The sequence below is a fragment of the Bacteroidia bacterium genome (assembly GCA_026932145.1).
Classification (GTDB): Bacteria; Bacteroidota; Bacteroidia; order J057; family JAIXKT01; genus JAIXKT01.
Genome location: JAIXKT010000007.1, coordinates 228107 through 245794 on the forward strand (window position 1 = coordinate 228107; position 17688 = coordinate 245794).

Sequence of the window (17688 nt, forward strand, 5' to 3'; positions counted from 1 at the left end):
TGAGGTTTGTTCCTTCGCATACGGGGCTGTTGCTGCCGGGCGTTGAAGCAGTAGGGGTGGTGCAAAAATCCCAAGCAGTTGAAATCAAAATTCCAGCAAAATTGTTGTTTGCCATATCCTTAAATATCCCTGCGGGCATTTCAATATTAATAACTGCTCCTTGCGTAAAATCACTTGGATCTATTGTTACAGTACTTCCAGAAATCGTAACACTTCCGCTTGTTACATTGATAGTTTGTGTAGTAGTTCCATTTTCTTTGATTAAGATATTACCCGTTCCTTTTTGGATATTTTCTGAAAAAGTCATTACGAGATTGGAGGTAATGGCTACCCCAGTAGCGTTGTCAGGAGGAGATAGCGTTAAAATAGTCGGTGGAGTAATATCTGAGGGAGCTGTTAAAGTAAAGTCATCAATAGCTAATCCTACGTCTGTTATTGACAGGTCTGATTTAAACACCCATCGAAAAGCTACGTTTGTATTTCCGGCTAAAGCAGAAATATCGCGGGTTCTATTTGAGTAAGAAGTAATTAACGCAGAGAAAAAAGGTGTAGAGGGAGGGAATACAGTATTATCAGTAGCTGTATTCCTATCATACCAGTTAGCGGCCACAGCGGGTGATAGATGAAGCCATGTAGCTCCTTTATCTGTTGAGTATTCCAAGCGGTAGCCGTCATAACCTACGTCAGAGCTAAAATCATATTTTGCTTTGAAGGCTATGGTATATGTGCCGGCTAACGAGAAGTCAAAATTTGGAGTGTATAAATATGCAACCGTATTACTGGCATAATTAGAGGCTGATAAACCGGTAACCCATGCGTTTGCTCCGGAAACAACACTGTTTTTACCTGAAATTGCGGAATTACCTCTTTCAAATGGAGTACCGGAGACATTATTTGCAGCAAAATCATTGACATTTGATTCAAAATCGCCACCCATAGCTAAGGTGTAAGATCCGCTATAAGACGGTAAAATATGGATATAATCGGTTTTGGTTTCTACATCAACCCCACCGTTAATTGTTAGCGTAACTGTTTTTTTGCCGGCAGTAGTATATTGAACGGTGTGAGGTCCAGCTCCTGTTGCAGTTGCAGGAACGGCACCTGAACCAAAGTTCCAACTATAACTGGATGCCTGAACGGAATTATCTGTAAATGTAATATCGGTAGAGAGATAAGTAACTTGTTTATCGCTATAAAAGTCAGCATCAGGAGGAGAAAAGGCATTCATGGTGAATACGCCTCTTCCGTGCGCGGAGGCCATCACTGTATAATCACTACTACGGATTTGCAGCATATCACAACGAACATTCCCCATACCGGTATTGGTTGGCTGCCATCCGGGATTGGCGGCTGTAATATCAGTTGTTGACCAGACCCCAGTTTCGGTTGCTACAAGTACCTGTTTTCTATCTGAAATTCTAAATATTGCCCAACGAATTGGCATATCTGGCAAGCCATAGGCAGCCTCGTCTTTACTAACCCAAGTAGTTCCACCGTTCGTTGTGTACCAAATATTTTTTACGTTATAGTTTGAAAATGTTACTAAGAGTTCATTTTCTGAAGCACCGATTTCTATACAAGAAATATATCCCGTAGGAAAAGAAGCCCCGGTAATGTTGGTTACAGTAGGAGTTGTGTGAGCATTGGTTAGCTTAAAGAGTTTTCCGGCAGAAGTGCCCACAAAAACCGTAGATGTTCCCGGTGTAGAGTAGGGGGAACAAGCGAACGCAGATGCTTGGCTACCCAATCCTGTAACGGTAACGGACGCTGTGGTAGGCGTTCCAGTTACATTGGTGATACGTTGGATAGTTGTAGTAGTTCTACCCGAATATAAAATATTTTCTCGATTATCATAATCTGCAGGGTTTATGAAAGAACCATTTGTATTGCTGGAAAGTTGGGTAGGAAAACTTGAACCGCCATCTGAGGATCGACTATAGTCGTTATAGACATAAGAGGCAATCATGTATTGGGGTTGGTCTTGGTCTATAAAGCAGAAGGCTCCGTCTCCGCCATTAACTTCAACGGTAGCGTTCATTCCCGGGTTAGAAAAACGTTGTGTTCCGTTATCTTGAGCTCCGGCAAGCATAAGATTGCTTCCAGCTGTAGGATGTAATGCAGATGAATAAAATTGGGTTACATTATAACCTTTGTTTCTGGAAGATATTACATTACTAGACGCAGCGACATTTAGCTGGGATGTATAAGATACTCCTCCGTCATTACCAAAGATAACGGTATTGCTTGATCCGGGTTGAAAAGAGATGGCATGTTGGTCGGCATGTACGATTGAGCAACTTAAGGTATTCATGTTTGGGTTATTAGACCATTTAGAAATTTGTGCCCATGTACCCATAGAATCTGCTGATAGGAATAAGTCAATGGCACCGGCTATGACTCGTAGTGGATTATTTGGGTCAACGGCTAATATCAGGTCATACCAAGCTTGGTCTCTTGAAAAGTCTGTTGGTGCGATTCCTGTATCTGCGTCATCAGGCTGCGCGTGGTTTGTCCAGGTTACACCTTTGTCTTTTGATGTGGCACAGGTATAAACTTTGTTCCCTGCTTCTACCATAGCATATAAAATATTGGCATTAGAGGGTGCGCAAGCGAGTTCTATCCGGCCAACGTTTGTAACTCCGGAATATTTATTTACAATTGTCCAAGATCCGGATAGGCCGGTAGTAGAATACAAAATTGTACCGCCGCCGTTGCCGTAAGAATTACTTTTAGAGCCAATGTAGATGCGGTTATCTGCCCCGATTTCTATATCTGAGGGCTGGTATGGATTTCCGGAAATATTGGGTAAAACTTGTGCCCAAGTAGTGCCGCCGTCAACGGAGCGTTGTAATCCTTCACCAACACCGTGCCAAACTCCTTCGTAATACTCACTGGCTATCGCCGCATAAATCACACTAAGCCCTGCTTCGTTTCGAACCATAATGTCATTTACATAAAAGAAATTTGTTGTAGCGGATAGCTGAGTCCATGTATTTCCGCCATCCATAGTTTTCCATATTCCGGCTCCTCGTCCTGCGCCAGCGCCAAAACCTTCACCGGTTCCAATATAAAAAATTTGGGTATTATTAGGGTCATACGTAATGCATGATATAGAGATAGATTCCCATAGGTCACTTATTTTGTTCCAAGAAGAACTTGCATTAGTAATGTCATTATTGTACCAGATACCTCCGGTAACGCCGCCTGCCCATACTTTTTTCTTACTTGGGTCATTTGGGTCAAACATTAATGCACGGGTACGTCCTCCAACGTTGTTAGGTCCGCGCTCAACCCAGTTTACATTAGATATTCCGGCATAAGGCACAATACCGCTTGCAATTTTTTGTTGTAAAGCGCGTGTTTGTTGATACGCAATGAGTTTCTTTTCCCAAGGAACTTGACCGGTTGCTGGATCCATCGTTTTGATAATCTCCATTTCCCGAGCATAGTCCGGCCTGTCGTATTTGGGGATTATTTTATATCCCTTTCTTAAAAACTTTTCTCTATTTAAAAAAGGATGATTTTGCAGAAATCGCTCATAATCTTCGCGGGTTTTATTTACCTGCCCGGCTACAGTTCCTGACAATATCAGAAAAAAACAAAAAAATAAAGCACGACTCATAACAAACTATTAAAGTAGAGGTTACAAATATAATTATAAAAAAATAAGAAAGAATCTTTTTTTTGTTTTTTACTAAAAACTCCTTATTCTTGACAAAAGCAATAATTATTCTAAAAGTTGCTTAGTTCTTCTTTTATGAGAAGATGTTTTTGTGTGTGTTTATCAATATTGTAAATAATTGCCCAATAGCTCCGCAGTTTAAAGTTTCTGGGTTGGTGATTCAAAAAGTATGATAAAAAGATTGCCAAGTAAGAGTAAACTCACAATTTATACCTGAAACCAAAAAAACAAAACCACCTTTCCCCATCCTTAAAGTACAAAAATATCTAAAAATAGATAGAACTTAGAGTTGTTTATATGCCAGTTGCCTGAAATCAAAGAGGTAATTGGATATTTTTTTGAGAAAAAAACAATTCAAAAATTACCAAAAATGATAACACCTTATAAGTACAGACGGAGTTTGTAGGGATAATCGGGAGGCCTTTTCGGCTGTATTTGAGGAAGGAAAATATCACTTCAATAAGCATTTAAACCGAAAAATAGAAAACATAAGTACTTCATTATGAGTTAGAAATAATAAATTAGTCAGAAATATTACTTGCTTTTTTTAGGAACAAAAAACGATGCTACTTTAATTGTAATAATAAACTCCCCACGAAACCATAGTTTTTATACATTCTGAGCTACAACTCTCAACGTAGGTATTTTTTTTCAACATAATTATAGGTAGGAATTTACTGTTTACTACATTTGCGTTTTGAAGTTAGCTTATAGATTATGAAAAAGCGCAGGAAACAAAAAGGCAAGTCGTTAATATGGGCGTTAATGAGGAACTTAGGTATGTTTTTTGTACGTACATTTATCTTAATACCATTGAGTTGGTTCTATAGATTTGTTGTATTTGTTCGGTTGAAATTATACAAGTGGGGGATTCTTCGCACCCATAATTTACCTGTAAAAGTTATTTCAGTAGGGAATTTGTCCACTGGTGGTACAGGAAAAACGCCCGCCTGCATAATGTTAATACGCAAGTTTCAATTGCAAGGGCTAAAAGTTGCGTATCTTAGTCGTGGGTATATGCGAAAAACAACCGGATTTGTGAATGTTGCCCCCAACAGTTTGGCTGAAGAAGTTGGAGATGAAGCTTTATTAGTTAAAAATCGTTTTCCGGAAATTCCGGTGGCAGTCTGTGAAGACCGCTATCAAGGTGGGCTTAGATTAGTTGCAGAAAATAAATTAGATGCTATTATTTTAGATGATGCTTTCCAGCACGTTCAGCTACATAGAGATTTGGATTTTTTAGTAGTAGATGCAACTACCCCCCCGTGGAAAGATAAATTACTTCCCATAGGAAGACTTAGAGAACCTTATAGAAACTACAAACGATCTGATTTAATGTTTGTTACCAAAATAAACCCTGATACAGAACGACAATTTCGTACCCGAATTGCTATCCCTAAAGTCTATCTTAAAACAAAAGTAACAAAGCTACAACATTGCTTTATTCCTACCAAACAAATGGATAATTTCGCAACTGAACGAATCTCTTGTATTGTATTTTCCGGCTTAGGGAATAATCAAGCCTTTCATAATTATCTAAATTCTCTAAATATCAATGTGTTGAAATTTTATCCTTTTCCTGACCATCATATCTTTTCTGCAAAACAATTAAAAGCTATAAAAGAAAAGTTCACCCGTTTCTCTAAACAAACATTTTTTAAAGTTCCTCCAATATTAATTACCACAGAAAAAGATTATTTTCGGATTAAAGAAAAAAACTACTTTTGTGAGATTTTCGGTAATCAGCCGATTTACTACTTAAAAATCGAAACCGAAATTGAATCTGGCGAAGATTATCTAAACACAGAATTATCAAAATTATTTAACTTAGCACCTTCATTAGATACAGTTTCTTTAAGTGTATAACAATCTTATATTTAGATAGATGACAATTGCAGAACAGTTTGAGCAAACCATTACCTATATTCGTAAGCAATATAGCGAGACACCGGAAATAGCCATCGTTTTAGGTACCGGTATGGGAAAGTTAGCTAATATGATTGAGGTAGAAAAATCATTAGCCTACAATTTTATCCCGAATTTTCCGATAAGTACCGTAGAAAGCCATTTTGGTAAGTTGATATTTGGAACCCTTGCCGGCAAACGAGTAGTAGCTATGCAGGGGCGTTTTCACTATTATGAAGGCTACTCAATGTTTCAGATTACTTATCCAATACGAATATTTAAACTGTTGGGTATTAACACTTTGTTACTTTCTAATGCTGCCGGCGGCTTGAATCCCGATTACCGCTGCGGACATTTTATGATTTTAGATGATCATATAAATTTATTGCCGGAAAATCCACTTCGTGGCCAGAATATTGAGTCTTTTGGTCCCCGTTTTCCAGAGATGAGCGGCCCTTATGACAAAGACTTGATAAACTTAGCTTTAAAGATAGGCAGAGAACTTGCTTTACCGATTTCTACTGGTGTTTATGCGGCAGTATCCGGCCCTAACTTAGAAACAAGAGCAGAAAACCGTTACCTGCGTGGAATCGGCGCGGATGTAGTAGGAATGTCCACCGTTCCAGAAGCAATTATTGCTAACCACATGGGAATGAGAACGTTCGCTATTTCTGTTGTTACAGACGAATGTGCCCTCTATGAACGCCGCCCAGTTTTATTTGAAGAAATCCTGCACGTTGCCGGAGAAGCAGAACCCAAACTATCAGAACTATTCTCCCGATTGATAGCCCAAATAGATTAATCAAATATCTTGTCTATCAAAAACGTAGATTTTGTAATAACTATTTTATTCTGAATTACTTATCTGAATGGAAAATAATTCAAAGATAGATATTTCAGTAGTTATTCCTGCGTTTGAAGAGGCGGAATCGCTGCCGGAGCTTTGTACGTGGATTGACACCGTCATGATAAAGAATAACTTTGAGTATGAAGTTTGGGTTATTGACGACGGAAGCCGCGATAATACATGGCAAGTAATTGAAGATATTCACCAGAAAAATCCGGCTGTCCGTGGAGTTCGGTTTCTACGTAATTATGGAAAGTCTGCTGCATTAAATGTTGGTTTTGAGAAAGTTACCGGAAAGGTAGTAATTACAATGGATGCCGATTTACAAGATAGCCCGGATGAAATCCCAGAACTCTATCAGATGATTTTGGCAGGAAATGACTTAGTTAGTGGTTACAAGAAAAAACGTTTTGACCCGCTGAGCAAAACAATTCCAACTAAGCTATTTAACTGGGCAACCCGCATTGTTTCTGGTATTCACAACCTACACGATTTTAACTGCGGTTTAAAAGCGTATAGGCACGATGTTGTAAAATCTATAGAAGTCTATGGAGAAATGCACCGCTATATCCCGTTTTTAGCTAAGGGCGCAGGATTTTCAAAAATCCAAGAAAAGGTCGTTCAGCACCGCCCAAGGAAATATGGTGTTACAAAATTTGGCGGAATAGAGCGTTTTGTAAATGGCCTCTTGGACTTGCTAACCTTAGCGTTTGTAATCCGTTTTGGACGTAAACCCATGCACTTTTTTGGACTTTTAGGAATCGCTTCATTCTGTATCGGCCTGATAATCACTATCTTTCTAATAACCCAGAAACTTTACTACATAAGCCAAGGATTAATCATCAGAGAAATTGTTGCGCAGCCATTATTTTACCTTTCCTTAGTAGCTATAATCGTAGGCTCTCAACTGTTTTTGACCGGCTTCTTGGGAGAATTAATTACCAGAAACTCTCCAGAACGAAATAAGTATTTAATATCTAAAGAGCTATAAAACATCTAATTATCTATAAAATGCAAATGGCCACCTCTCGGCAGCCATAGCACGACTAACAAAACAACATGAAAATAAGAATCGCTTTCTCAACTAAGTAAGCATCTATTGAGACACAAACAACACATAAAAAGTTCACTTTTAAAGAATAATTTTAATGCTCACTTACAATAAAGTTTCTAACTTTGCCGCGCTTTCATATTAGTCCATAATCCAAGTTTAGTTAACATGGTAGATCTAAAATCATACTACGACCGGATGGAAAACAACGAGATTATCTTTGCTTACAAAGGAATCGTTACGTCTGAGTTGATAAAAAGTATATTAAAAATGGCTGACACTAAAATGGAAGCCTTTGGAGAAGAACGTATGATCCGAAAACGGATGTACTCCATCTTGATAGAATTACTTCAAAACTTAATCCATCATACAGAAAAAAAGTCTGAATCCGGAATGGAGGGTAATTCTCTATTGGTAATCAGTAGGATAGCAAATTGCTATCAAATTGCTACGGGTAATTTAGTTACCCGGGATGCAGCCGTTTGGCTTAAATCCCACATAGACCGTATCAACTCAATGACACCCGAAGAACTTCGCGCTTTTTATACCGAAGTCCTTACTAATGAGCAAATATCCGATAAAGGCGGTGCAGGCTTAGGAATCATTGACATTGCACGAAAATCAAAAGACAATAAGATAAACTATAATTTTAAACCGGTAAACGACAACTTCTCTTTTTTTAGTTTGTTCGTTTACATTCAACCAACCAAAACAACAGATAAGTGATGAAACCACTATTAGTTCCAGCTACAGATGATACTCCTAAAATAGATTTTAATCCGGAATCAGGTGAACTTGAAATCGTGGGAAACTCATATCCGGAAAACTCGGCACAATTCTACACTCCTGTTATTGAATGGCTTACAGGGTATTTATCTTCCCCACCAGAGCAAGTAGTATTCCACTTTAATTTTGACTATTTTAATACAAGCTCTGCTAAGTTCGTTCTTGAAATACTTAGAATATTAGAAATTCACTATGAAAATGGCGTAAAATGCCTTATTAAATGGCATTATTATGTAGATGATATTGATGTATTAGAATCCGGAGAAGACTACCAATCTATTGTATCTCTGCCATTTGAGTTAGTTGAACGTGATGATACACTTTAAGGTAACTCTATCTTTGTGAAAGATTCAGAAGAAAAAGAAAAAAAAAATAAACGAGAAGATATTGTTCCGTACGGAAAAGAAGCGGACGTATTGAAAAAATTAAAGGAAACTTCTGTTAATGAATCTTTATCGAGAGAAGAGTACCAAGAGGCTCTGAAAGATATTACGATTCACTTTGATAGACTTCTTAAAGATGCAAAATTATTGACCTCCGTTGGAGATAGATTGCAGCGAAAGTTGAAATCTACCAATGCCTTACTAAAAGAACAAGCCGAAGAAATTAAACGATTTAACGAAGAGTTAAAAACAAAAAATATTGAACTTCAATTAACCATAGACGAGCTAACTCGTTCACGAGCAGGAAGAAAAGCAACAACCATTATTATGCTATTAGCCATTGGGCTTTTTATGCTTACCGAGTTTATGGAAACCACCTTTGAAGACTGGGTCGCTCAGTTTGGAGATGTCAAAGTCTGGTCAATTGCATTTAAAGTATCCTTAGTCGTTTTACTTAAACCCGTAGAATCTTACTTAGAACATTTTTTGCTAAAACGAGCCCAAAAGAAAGAAAAGAAGAAATTTTCTCTGGATTAATCTGCAAATACACCAAACATTGGGTATTTAATTTTAAATTTAATATATTTCAGGAAGTAGGCAGCAACCTTTGGAATAAAGCACAAAACAAGATAACTTTGCCACTCAAAAAATAGCGTAATGGGCAAAATAATTTGCATAGCAAATCAAAAGGGCGGGGTTGGGAAAACGACAACAGCAGTAAATTTATCCGCCAGTTTTGCTGCCTTAGAATTTAAGACTCTTTTAGTAGATACTGACCCACAAGCTAATGCAACTCAGGGGGTTGGATTTGACCCCAGAAATGTAAAACTTAGTATCTATGAGTGTATTATTCATGAAGAAAATCAACTGAATGAAGTTATTATCAACACAAAAGTTGCTAATTTAAACTTACTTCCGTCTCACATAGATTTGGTAGGTGCTGAAATAGAAATGATTAACCTACCAAACCGAGAAAAGAAAATGAAGCAGGTTCTGGATAAGGTAAAAAATGATTATGACTTTATCGTGATAGATTGCTCTCCGTCTTTAGGTCTCGTTACCTTAAATGCTCTAACGGCAGCAGATTCAGTACTAATTCCGGTTCAGTGTGAATACTTTGCAATGGAAGGATTGGGGAAATTGTTAAACACAATCAAAATTGTACAGCAAAGATTAAACCCAAATTTAGAAATAGAGGGCATCTTATTAACAATGCACGACCAACGGTTACGGCTTAGTAATCAAGTAGTTGATGAAATTCGCTCTCATTTTCAACAAATTGTATTTAAGGCAATTATTCAGCGAAATGCAAAGCTTTCAGAAGCTCCCAGTTTTGGCCTGCCTGTTTTGATGCACGACCTAAACTCAAAAGGAGCCCAAAATTACCTCGCCTTAGCTAAGGAAATCTTAGAGAATAATGGGATTCTGCTGGAGACAAAGTAGATTAGAGTAATCGAAATTTGTCTTAACTTTGTTATGTTGTTTTAAACTCCGTAACCGCACTTTCTGTGGAAGAAAAAAAAGGTAAAAAATCAGGACTTGGACGTGGCTTAATGGCTATATTAGGAGGTAACGAAATGCTTACCCCCGACGGGAATCTCGTTAATTCATCCGGTATTCTACCCAATACTATTTCTGAAATATCTGTTAATCAGATAGAAACGAATCCATATCAACCGAGAAATGATTTTGACCAAGAGGCTTTGGCAGAATTATCGGATTCTATAAAGATTCATGGAATTATCCAGCCAATTACTGTAAGGAAACTAAATGAACAGACCTACCAGCTAATTTCCGGCGAACGCCGGTTACAGGCTTCCAAAATAGCCGGCCTCGAAACCATTCCGGCCTATATCCGAACAGCTAATGACGAGCAAATGATCGAAATGGCCTTGATAGAAAATATCCAACGTCAAGACCTAAACCCAATTGAAATTGCGCTTGGCTATCAACGGCTAATGGAAGAATGTAACTTGATTCTGGAAGATTTAGGCCACCGAGTTGGAAAAAAACGGGCTACTGTCAATAATTATTTGAGGTTACTAAAATTACCGCCCGAGATTCAACAATCCCTAAAACAGGGCAAAATATCTATGGGGCACGCACGCGCACTCATTACCATTGATAACCCAATCCACCAATTCTCTATCTATCAAAAAGTTATTCAGCAAGATTTATCTGTTCGTCAAGTAGAAGAATTTGTTCGTAACCTAAATCAGCCTAAAACTACATCTACTAAAACCAATAATTCACCTCAGGATGTCCATATCCGCGATATACAGAGCCGTTTGGGAAAACACCTTAACACCAAAGTTCAAATTAACCAACAAAATGACGGAAACGGTGAAATACGGCTTAAATACTATTCTTTAGATGAATTGAACCGGCTTATAGATATTTTGGAACGTGATTAAACACTTGTTGTGCTTTTTGAGCTGCGTTAGCTTGTTTATAATGCAGCTTAATGCCCAGAAAACATCAGATAACGATTCTCTTGTAGCTGCAAAAACAATTATTTCCATTAATCAAAAAGCCCGCAAAGCAGCTATTTTGAGCTTAATAGTGCCGGGCTTAGGGCAGCTATACAACAGAGATTATTGGAAAATTCCCGTCATATACGCTGTAATGGGAAGTTGCGCTTACTTTGCCTTGAAAAACAACCAATCGTACCAAACTTTCCGAAAAGCATATTTATACAGAACTGATAATGATTCTCTTACAATAGATTCATATACCAATATCAGTAACGAAACACTGTTAGCCCAACGAGAATTTTATCGTAGAAACAGAGATCTCATTATTGTTTTGGGTGCATTAGGTTATGCTTTAAATTCAGTAGAGGCTTATGTAGCTCGGCATCTAAAAGGATTTTCTGTTTCAGAAGATTTAGCGTTGCATATTCAACCGGCGATCTGGGTGGGTTTGCAAAACCAAGGCGGAGCCGGAATATCTTGCTCTATTACGTTTAAACCTAAACCCTGAATAGAATCAAATCAAAAATGATTCAAAGTATAGAGAAACCTCTGTTTTGTGTAATAAAATGAAGTCTTAATTGATTTTTTTAAAAAAAACTACCATAATCCCCCAAAACTTTTACCTTTGTGAGTGAATTTGCTTAGTACTTTTCTCTAAAACGGAAAGTATTTGCAAGATAGTAGCTATCAAATGTTTGACATTGAGCTTAAGAAAAACCTAATCTCTTCAGAATTTTCTGGAACTATCCTGTTAGATAAAAACGGAATCATGGTATATGTTTCTGATTTTATGTGTAGTTTACTGGAATATGAGATAGAGGATTTACAAAACTATCACATAATAAAGATATTAAATCCGGCAGTACACGATAAAGTATTTAGTCTGATTGCCGATAGTTTTGCCCGCCCCGGTCTATATCAGTCATTTTGGAAAGTTTATAAACGGAACGGAAACTATCTGAGATGCTTAATATCAGGCTCATTAACAAACATTCAAGGGATTGATATTCTGATTGTTACAATAATGCCCATTCAAAAAGAGGTTGTTTCTAAGTCTTATTCTATACTACTTTCACCGCTTGCGCCAATAAATCGCTATCAAGAACTTTATGGTAATAGCGAATCTTTAATTTCCGTTATTAATCACAATGGCTTGTTGGTTTATGTAAATCAAGCAGTGCTGAATACCGCTCGATGTGAATCAGATAAAATTGTAGGAAGATCTATATTTGAGTTCTTCCACCCCGATGATTTAGAAAAGGTCTCTAAGTTATTTACTGAAAACATTGACAAACCAAATGTAGTAGTTCAGTTTAATTGTCGCGCTCGGTTTCGGGCTAATAATTGGCATTGGTGGAGTTATACACATCATAATTTACTGTTTAATCCAGAAATAAAAGGAATCGTTTCTTATGCGCAGAAAATTTCCGACCAAATCCAAACGTATTCCTCAGAGGACTACTATAAAGAAATCATTGATGGAATACAACATCCAATAGTAGTGGTTGATTTGCGGGAAGAAACAATTGTTGAGTGTAATCTATCAGCTATAGAAGATTTTAATTTACCACAGCAGTTGGTAGTTACGTTTGAAGAATTTGCCCGTCATATTCAATGGGAAGTTTCTACCATAGAAAGTTTATCCCGTGAAATAATTAATAAAAATAATAAAGAACCTTATTGTGAATGTATTACAGTAGAAAATAACTCAGTTATTACAAACTATCGAATTTCTTATCATCAATACAATCAGGGAAAAACAGATTTGTTAGTGATTTATTTTAACAATATTACCTCAGAAACAATATTTCGGAATTCATTAACGCTTGAATACATTAAATATGAATACCTTTTTAACAACATATTATCAGCATCACTTTATTTTAATAATCAATATTTGATTTTAGAGGCAAATACATTTTTATTGAAGCAATATGACTATAATTTAACACAGATTGTAAACAGTAAAATTGATACGTTATATCATAGTGATAACTTAGAAAAACTTTATGCATTAATTAGGCGGGCACAAAACAACCCTTATACGCCATTACAGGAAAAATTTGAGAAACTAACCCGTAACCGCGTTTCATTTCAATCTATTGATACAATTGTTTTTATACCTATTAGCCAAGGGGATATTTTTCTGCTACTTTCTGAGCCTATCTCATTAGCTTCTGTTACCAATTCTCGGTTTCAGGAAACCTATCATGAATTATTGAGTTTGTATAGTGCGTTGCCGGATATGTATTTTAAACTACGTGCTGATAGTTCTTGTATTGAATTTAGAGTTCCGATAGATTATCAGAAATTTATCAAAACGGATGCAATTAAAGGTAGTTATTTTTACCAAATTTTATCATATCAAAATATTGAAGAAGTTCAAGAATCTATAAACCAATGTATTACAACAAACCAGCCGGTAAGAATTGTTTTTGATATAACTTATACTCACAAGGAATATTTTGAAGTTCGATTTATACCATTTCAAGAACAAGAAGTAGTAGCCATAGTTAGGTTGGTTACGCGGAGCGTTGAAGATGAACGCAAAATCAAACAAGCATTGATTGAAAAGGAAGTATTAGTAAGAGAGGTTCACCATAGAGTAAAAAATAATTTACAAATTATTTCCAGCCTACTAAGTTTACAATCAGCATCTATTCCGGATAGAAAAATTCAAGAAAAAATCATCGAAAGTCAGTCTCGCATACGAATAATGGCTATGGTTCACGAAAAACTATATCAGGCGTTAGATTTTTCATTGGTTAGCTTAAAAGATTTTGCAGAAAGCCTGAGCCATTTCTGTGTCCGAACTTATGCAAAGGGAAAAAATATTCACTTGAAAGTCAATATCATAAACTGTTTATTACCAATTGATACTTGTATCAACGTTGGGCTATTTTTACATGAAACTATTTGTAATTCTGTAAAACACGCTTTCAATGAAAGTATTGATTTAGCTACTATTTCCGTTGATTTAAAGACGAAGAATGGTTTTTACATTCTTTCTGTACAGGACAACGGGATAGGGGTTTTGCCAGAACACACCAGCCCGAAAGTTACCTCTTTGGGGATGCAACTTATCCGAACAACTGCCCGCCAGCTATCCGGAACACTTACTATTGAGGTAACGCAAGGAACTACTATTAACGTAGCGTTCCCAATTTAAAATTCCACTTTTGGTTTATTCATACTAAACTTGCTTCGCTAAAAATCGGTTTCTTTCAAATATAATAAACTTAAATACATCGTATTCTTGAATATCAAAATAGAACCTTCTTGGGCTTTGGCATTAAAGTCAGAATTTGAAAAGCCATATTTTCAGGCACTGACTTTATTTATAAAGCAGGAGATACAGGCCGGCAAACAAATTTTTCCTGCTGGGAAAAATATTTTCAGAGCTTTTGAACTCACACCTATTCAGCAAGTTAAGGCAGTGATATTGGGTCAAGATCCGTATCATGGCTATGGCCAAGCTCATGGGTTATGTTTTTCTGTTCCGGAAAATATGCCGCCGCCACCATCCTTAGTAAATATTTTCAAGGAATACCACAGCGATTTAGGCTACCCCGTTCCATCAACCGGCGACCTAAGCGGCTGGGCAAAATCTGGCGTTCTTTTGTTAAATACTATTTTGACTGTAGAGGCTAACAAAGCCGGCTCTCATCAACAAAAAGGTTGGGAAACCTTTACCGATGCAGCTATTGCCGCAGTAAGTAAAGAATGTGATACCGTCGCTTTTATTTTATGGGGAAAATTTGCCCAGCAAAAAGAACACTTAATAGATACAAGCAAACATCTGATTATCAGGTCTGTACATCCTTCTCCATTATCGGTACATAATGGATTTTGGGGATCAAAACCTTTTTCAAGGGTAAATTTGTGGCTTCATGCCAAAGGAAAATCCGCCATCAATTGGCATCTATGATTATTCGTCGTCAGTAGTTACTTTCCGGTTAGGGCTTGCTTCTTCCGGCCAATAATTGTAGATTTTTTCTTTTTTACGGGTACTTTGGTTATGAAAATAGTTGATAAGCCGGTAAACCGCACTAAAATCCATACCGATACTGGGTGCTAACTTAGCATCTCTCTGCATCTCCATATAACGCTGACGAGCAACCATATACCTGTCTTGGTCATTAGCCGGTAGGTTTTTCATAAAATAGCTCATCGCAGCAGGATCTAAATTTGCATAAGCAAGTTGCTCATACAGACTTTGTTGCGTAGGCACATTCAGCAAAGCAGTCCGTAAATCCTGTGGATTTTGGTAGGGTAAAATGGTTACTGTAGGCAAAACGATAGAATCCTCTACCATATAATGAATTTCATATAAATAATCTCCTGTTTTTGAGCCTTCGTAGCCTGATAAATAGCTGCTGACTACCAACTTAGATTGGTGGTAACCTACTGAGGAAAAGTATAATGTATCTTTTTCTACAACCGGAATGGAATAAAAGCCTTCATGGTTAGCAACTGCACCTCTTCGGCTGTTATTCACAACAATTCTTACATAAGGTACGGGTGCGCCGGTATTTCGGCTCACAATAACGCCCGAAAGTTGATACACTTTTTCCTCAGAACGAACTTGCGACATAGCAGAAAAGGCTACCCAAAAGCTCAAAAATAAACAAATAATAAAAAATAGGCTGCTTTTTGATCTTAAAAAACCATGTATCAACGCTATCATAGGAGTTAATGCTGAGAATTAACGTTTTATTGAGTTAGTTGGTTTCAAAATAGATATAAATTAGTTTTTCATATTTTTGAAAGCTGGTAGATTCCGTAAATCACGCCCGCTTTCAGACATTTTATTGATGGTCTTCATCATTTTTTTCATTTCAAGGAATTGCTTTAATAGCTGGTTAATTTCCTGAACTTGCCTTCCGCTCCCTTTTGCGATTCTTTTTCTGCGTGAACCGTCAATAATCATGGGGTTTCTGCGCTCTTCTTTGGTCATGGAATAGATAATAGCTTCAATATGCTTAAAAGAATCATCGCTAATATCTACGTCCTTTACGGCTTTTCCTATTCCGGGGATCATTCCTAAAAGATCTTTGATATTTCCCATTTTTTTGATTGTTTGAAGTTGGGAAAGAAAATCTTCAAAGTCAAATTCGTTTTTGCGGAGTTTTTTCTGTATTCTTTCTGTTTCTTCTTTATCAAATATTTCGATGGCTCTTTCAACCAAAGAAACTACGTCTCCGAAGCCCAAAATACGGCTGGCCATCCTTTCCGGGTGAAAAAGGTCAAGGTCTTCCATTTTTTCACCTTTAGAGATAAATTTAATGGGTTTTGAAACAACATAACGGATGGATAAAGCAGCTCCGCCTCGTGTATCTCCGTCCAATTTGGTTAAAACAACGCCGTCAAAATTCAGCCTGTCATTAAACGTTTTGGCTGTGTTTACAGCGTCTTGGCCGGTCATTGAATCTACAACAAACAGTGTTTCAGTGGGTTGAACGGCTTTTTTGACGGCTTCAATTTCGGCCATCATCTGCTCATCAACAGCCAGACGACCGGCGGTATCTATAATTACTACATTTTTCCCGGTATCTTTCGCATATTGAATACCGTTAAGGGCAATTTGAACGGCATTTTTGTTTTCCGGTTCTTTGTATATTTCACTTTCAACCTGTTCAGCGAGTACTGTTAGCTGGTCAATAGCAGCCGGTCTATAAACGTCGCAAGCAACTAAGAGAGGCTGTTTGCCGGATTTTTTGATATACTTTGCTAACTTTCCGGAGAAAGTAGTTTTTCCAGAACCTTGTAAACCGGCTATCAAAATAACAGTCATCCCTGATTTTAAAACCGTGAGTGGTTTGTGTTCTCCACCCATTAGCTCTTTCAGTTCGTCAAAAACAATTTTTATGAATAGTTCGCCGGGCTTAATAGCCGTTAAAACGTTCATTCCGAGTGCTTTTTCCTTAACTTTATCGGTAAAATCTTTGGCTACTTTATAGCTGACGTCTGCATCTAATAGAGCTTTACGAACCTCTCTAACTGTTTCGGCAATGTTTATTTCGCTAATTCGGCCTTCTCCTTTTAGGGTTTTTAGGGCTTTCTCTATTTTAGATGATAAATTTTCAAACATAATGGTGGGCTATTTTGATACGTTTTTTGCTTTGGCAAAGTTACAAATTTATATGTTTATCAATTTTGTAGCTTCACAATTTTGTCCTGCGTGAACTTGGGTATTTTGCCTTGTTATATTGCTGGAAGCTCCATATCCAGAAAAAATATCTAAAATCCTCGATGGATCATAAAGTTCACTTACTTTTTTATCTAAATCCGCAGTAAATTTTCCAATCAAAAATTCGTAAGCATCGCCTAAGTAATCAATGTTTTTATCAAAGCTGTTGATGCTTTCTGTAGTTTTTTGATTTACTAATTCGTCTCACTATTCTTTCTCTACAAACTCTGGAAATCTCGGTTTGAGTGTTAGTTTATTTGAGTTAATTTTATTCATACGCGTTTAATCGTTGCCTTCGAGAGCCTCAGGCAACGATTCGAGAGCCTCAGGCAACGATTCGAGAGCCTCAGGCAACGATTCGAGAGCCTCA

General features: G+C 37.2%; 15 protein-coding genes. 11 read left to right on the top strand and 4 right to left on the bottom strand.

Annotated elements, in window-relative coordinates; translation table 11 throughout:
- Nucleotides 1-3586: Ig-like domain-containing protein (locus LC115_02140; protein MCZ2355481.1), on the bottom strand; the 3586-nt coding region annotated here is incomplete at its 3' end.
- Nucleotides 3587-4462: 876 nt separating this feature from the next.
- On the opposite strand from LC115_02140, the gene lpxK reads away from it, so the two are divergent.
- The 11 genes from lpxK to ung all read left to right on the top strand — a co-directional run bounded on the left by lpxK (nt 4463) and on the right by ung (nt 15056).
- A complete protein-coding gene (gene lpxK, locus LC115_02145) occupies nt 4463-5548 on the top strand; it encodes a tetraacyldisaccharide 4'-kinase (GenBank protein MCZ2355482.1) in 1086 nt (361 codons plus the stop codon).
- Nucleotides 5549-5567: 19 nt separating this feature from the next.
- A complete protein-coding gene (locus LC115_02150; GenBank protein MCZ2355483.1) occupies nt 5568-6389 on the top strand; it encodes a purine-nucleoside phosphorylase in 822 nt (273 codons plus the stop codon).
- 85 nt (nt 6390-6474) lie between these two features.
- The gene (locus LC115_02155) at nt 6475-7425 is read left to right on the top strand and encodes a glycosyltransferase family 2 protein (protein MCZ2355484.1); all 951 of its coding nucleotides are present in this window, start codon (nt 6475-6477) and stop codon (nt 7423-7425) included.
- Between the two features lie 228 nt (nt 7426-7653).
- Entirely contained in the window at nt 7654-8211 is a 558-nt protein-coding gene (locus LC115_02160) for a SiaB family protein kinase (GenBank protein ID MCZ2355485.1), read from the top strand.
- Entirely contained in the window at nt 8211-8597 is a 387-nt protein-coding gene (locus LC115_02165) for a DUF1987 domain-containing protein (protein ID MCZ2355486.1), read from the top strand. The genes LC115_02160 and LC115_02165 overlap by 1 nt, the downstream gene beginning before the upstream one ends.
- Nucleotides 8598-8612: 15 nt before the next feature.
- Nucleotides 8613-9191 carry a hypothetical protein gene (locus tag LC115_02170; GenBank protein MCZ2355487.1) on the top strand — a complete coding sequence of 193 codons (579 nt, stop codon included), beginning with the start codon at nt 8613-8615 and terminating at the stop codon, nt 9189-9191.
- A gap of 120 nt (nt 9192-9311) precedes the next feature.
- On the top strand, nt 9312-10097 hold the full coding sequence (locus LC115_02175) for an AAA family ATPase (protein ID MCZ2355488.1): 786 nt from the start codon (nt 9312-9314) through the stop codon (nt 10095-10097).
- A gap of 65 nt (nt 10098-10162) precedes the next feature.
- Nucleotides 10163-11068, top strand: coding sequence for a ParB/RepB/Spo0J family partition protein (locus LC115_02180; protein ID MCZ2355489.1), 906 nt, complete (start codon nt 10163-10165; stop codon nt 11066-11068).
- A 40-nt stretch (nt 11069-11108) separates the two neighbouring features.
- Entirely contained in the window at nt 11109-11636 is a 528-nt protein-coding gene (locus tag LC115_02185; protein MCZ2355490.1) for a DUF5683 domain-containing protein, read from the top strand.
- 183 nt (nt 11637-11819) lie between these two features.
- Complete coding sequence (locus tag LC115_02190; protein MCZ2355491.1) at nt 11820-14297, top strand: PAS domain S-box protein; 2478 nt, start codon at nt 11820-11822, stop codon at nt 14295-14297.
- 87 nt (nt 14298-14384) lie between these two features.
- On the top strand, nt 14385-15056 hold the full coding sequence (gene ung, locus LC115_02195) for a uracil-DNA glycosylase (protein ID MCZ2355492.1): 672 nt from the start codon (nt 14385-14387) through the stop codon (nt 15054-15056).
- Here ung and LC115_02200 read toward each other — a convergent pair whose 3' ends face one another.
- The 3 genes from LC115_02200 to LC115_02210 form a co-directional block, all read right to left on the bottom strand.
- On the bottom strand, nt 15057-15749 hold the full coding sequence (locus LC115_02200) for a carboxypeptidase-like regulatory domain-containing protein (GenBank protein MCZ2355493.1): 693 nt from the start codon (nt 15747-15749) through the stop codon (nt 15057-15059).
- 126 nt (nt 15750-15875) lie between these two features.
- Nucleotides 15876-17219, bottom strand: a complete 1344-nt coding sequence (ffh, locus tag LC115_02205; GenBank protein MCZ2355494.1) for a signal recognition particle protein — start codon at nt 17217-17219, stop codon at nt 15876-15878.
- Nucleotides 17220-17267: 48 nt separating this feature from the next.
- A complete protein-coding gene (locus LC115_02210) occupies nt 17268-17438 on the bottom strand; it encodes a hypothetical protein (protein ID MCZ2355495.1) in 171 nt (56 codons plus the stop codon).
- Between the last annotated feature and the right edge of the window lie 250 nt (nt 17439-17688).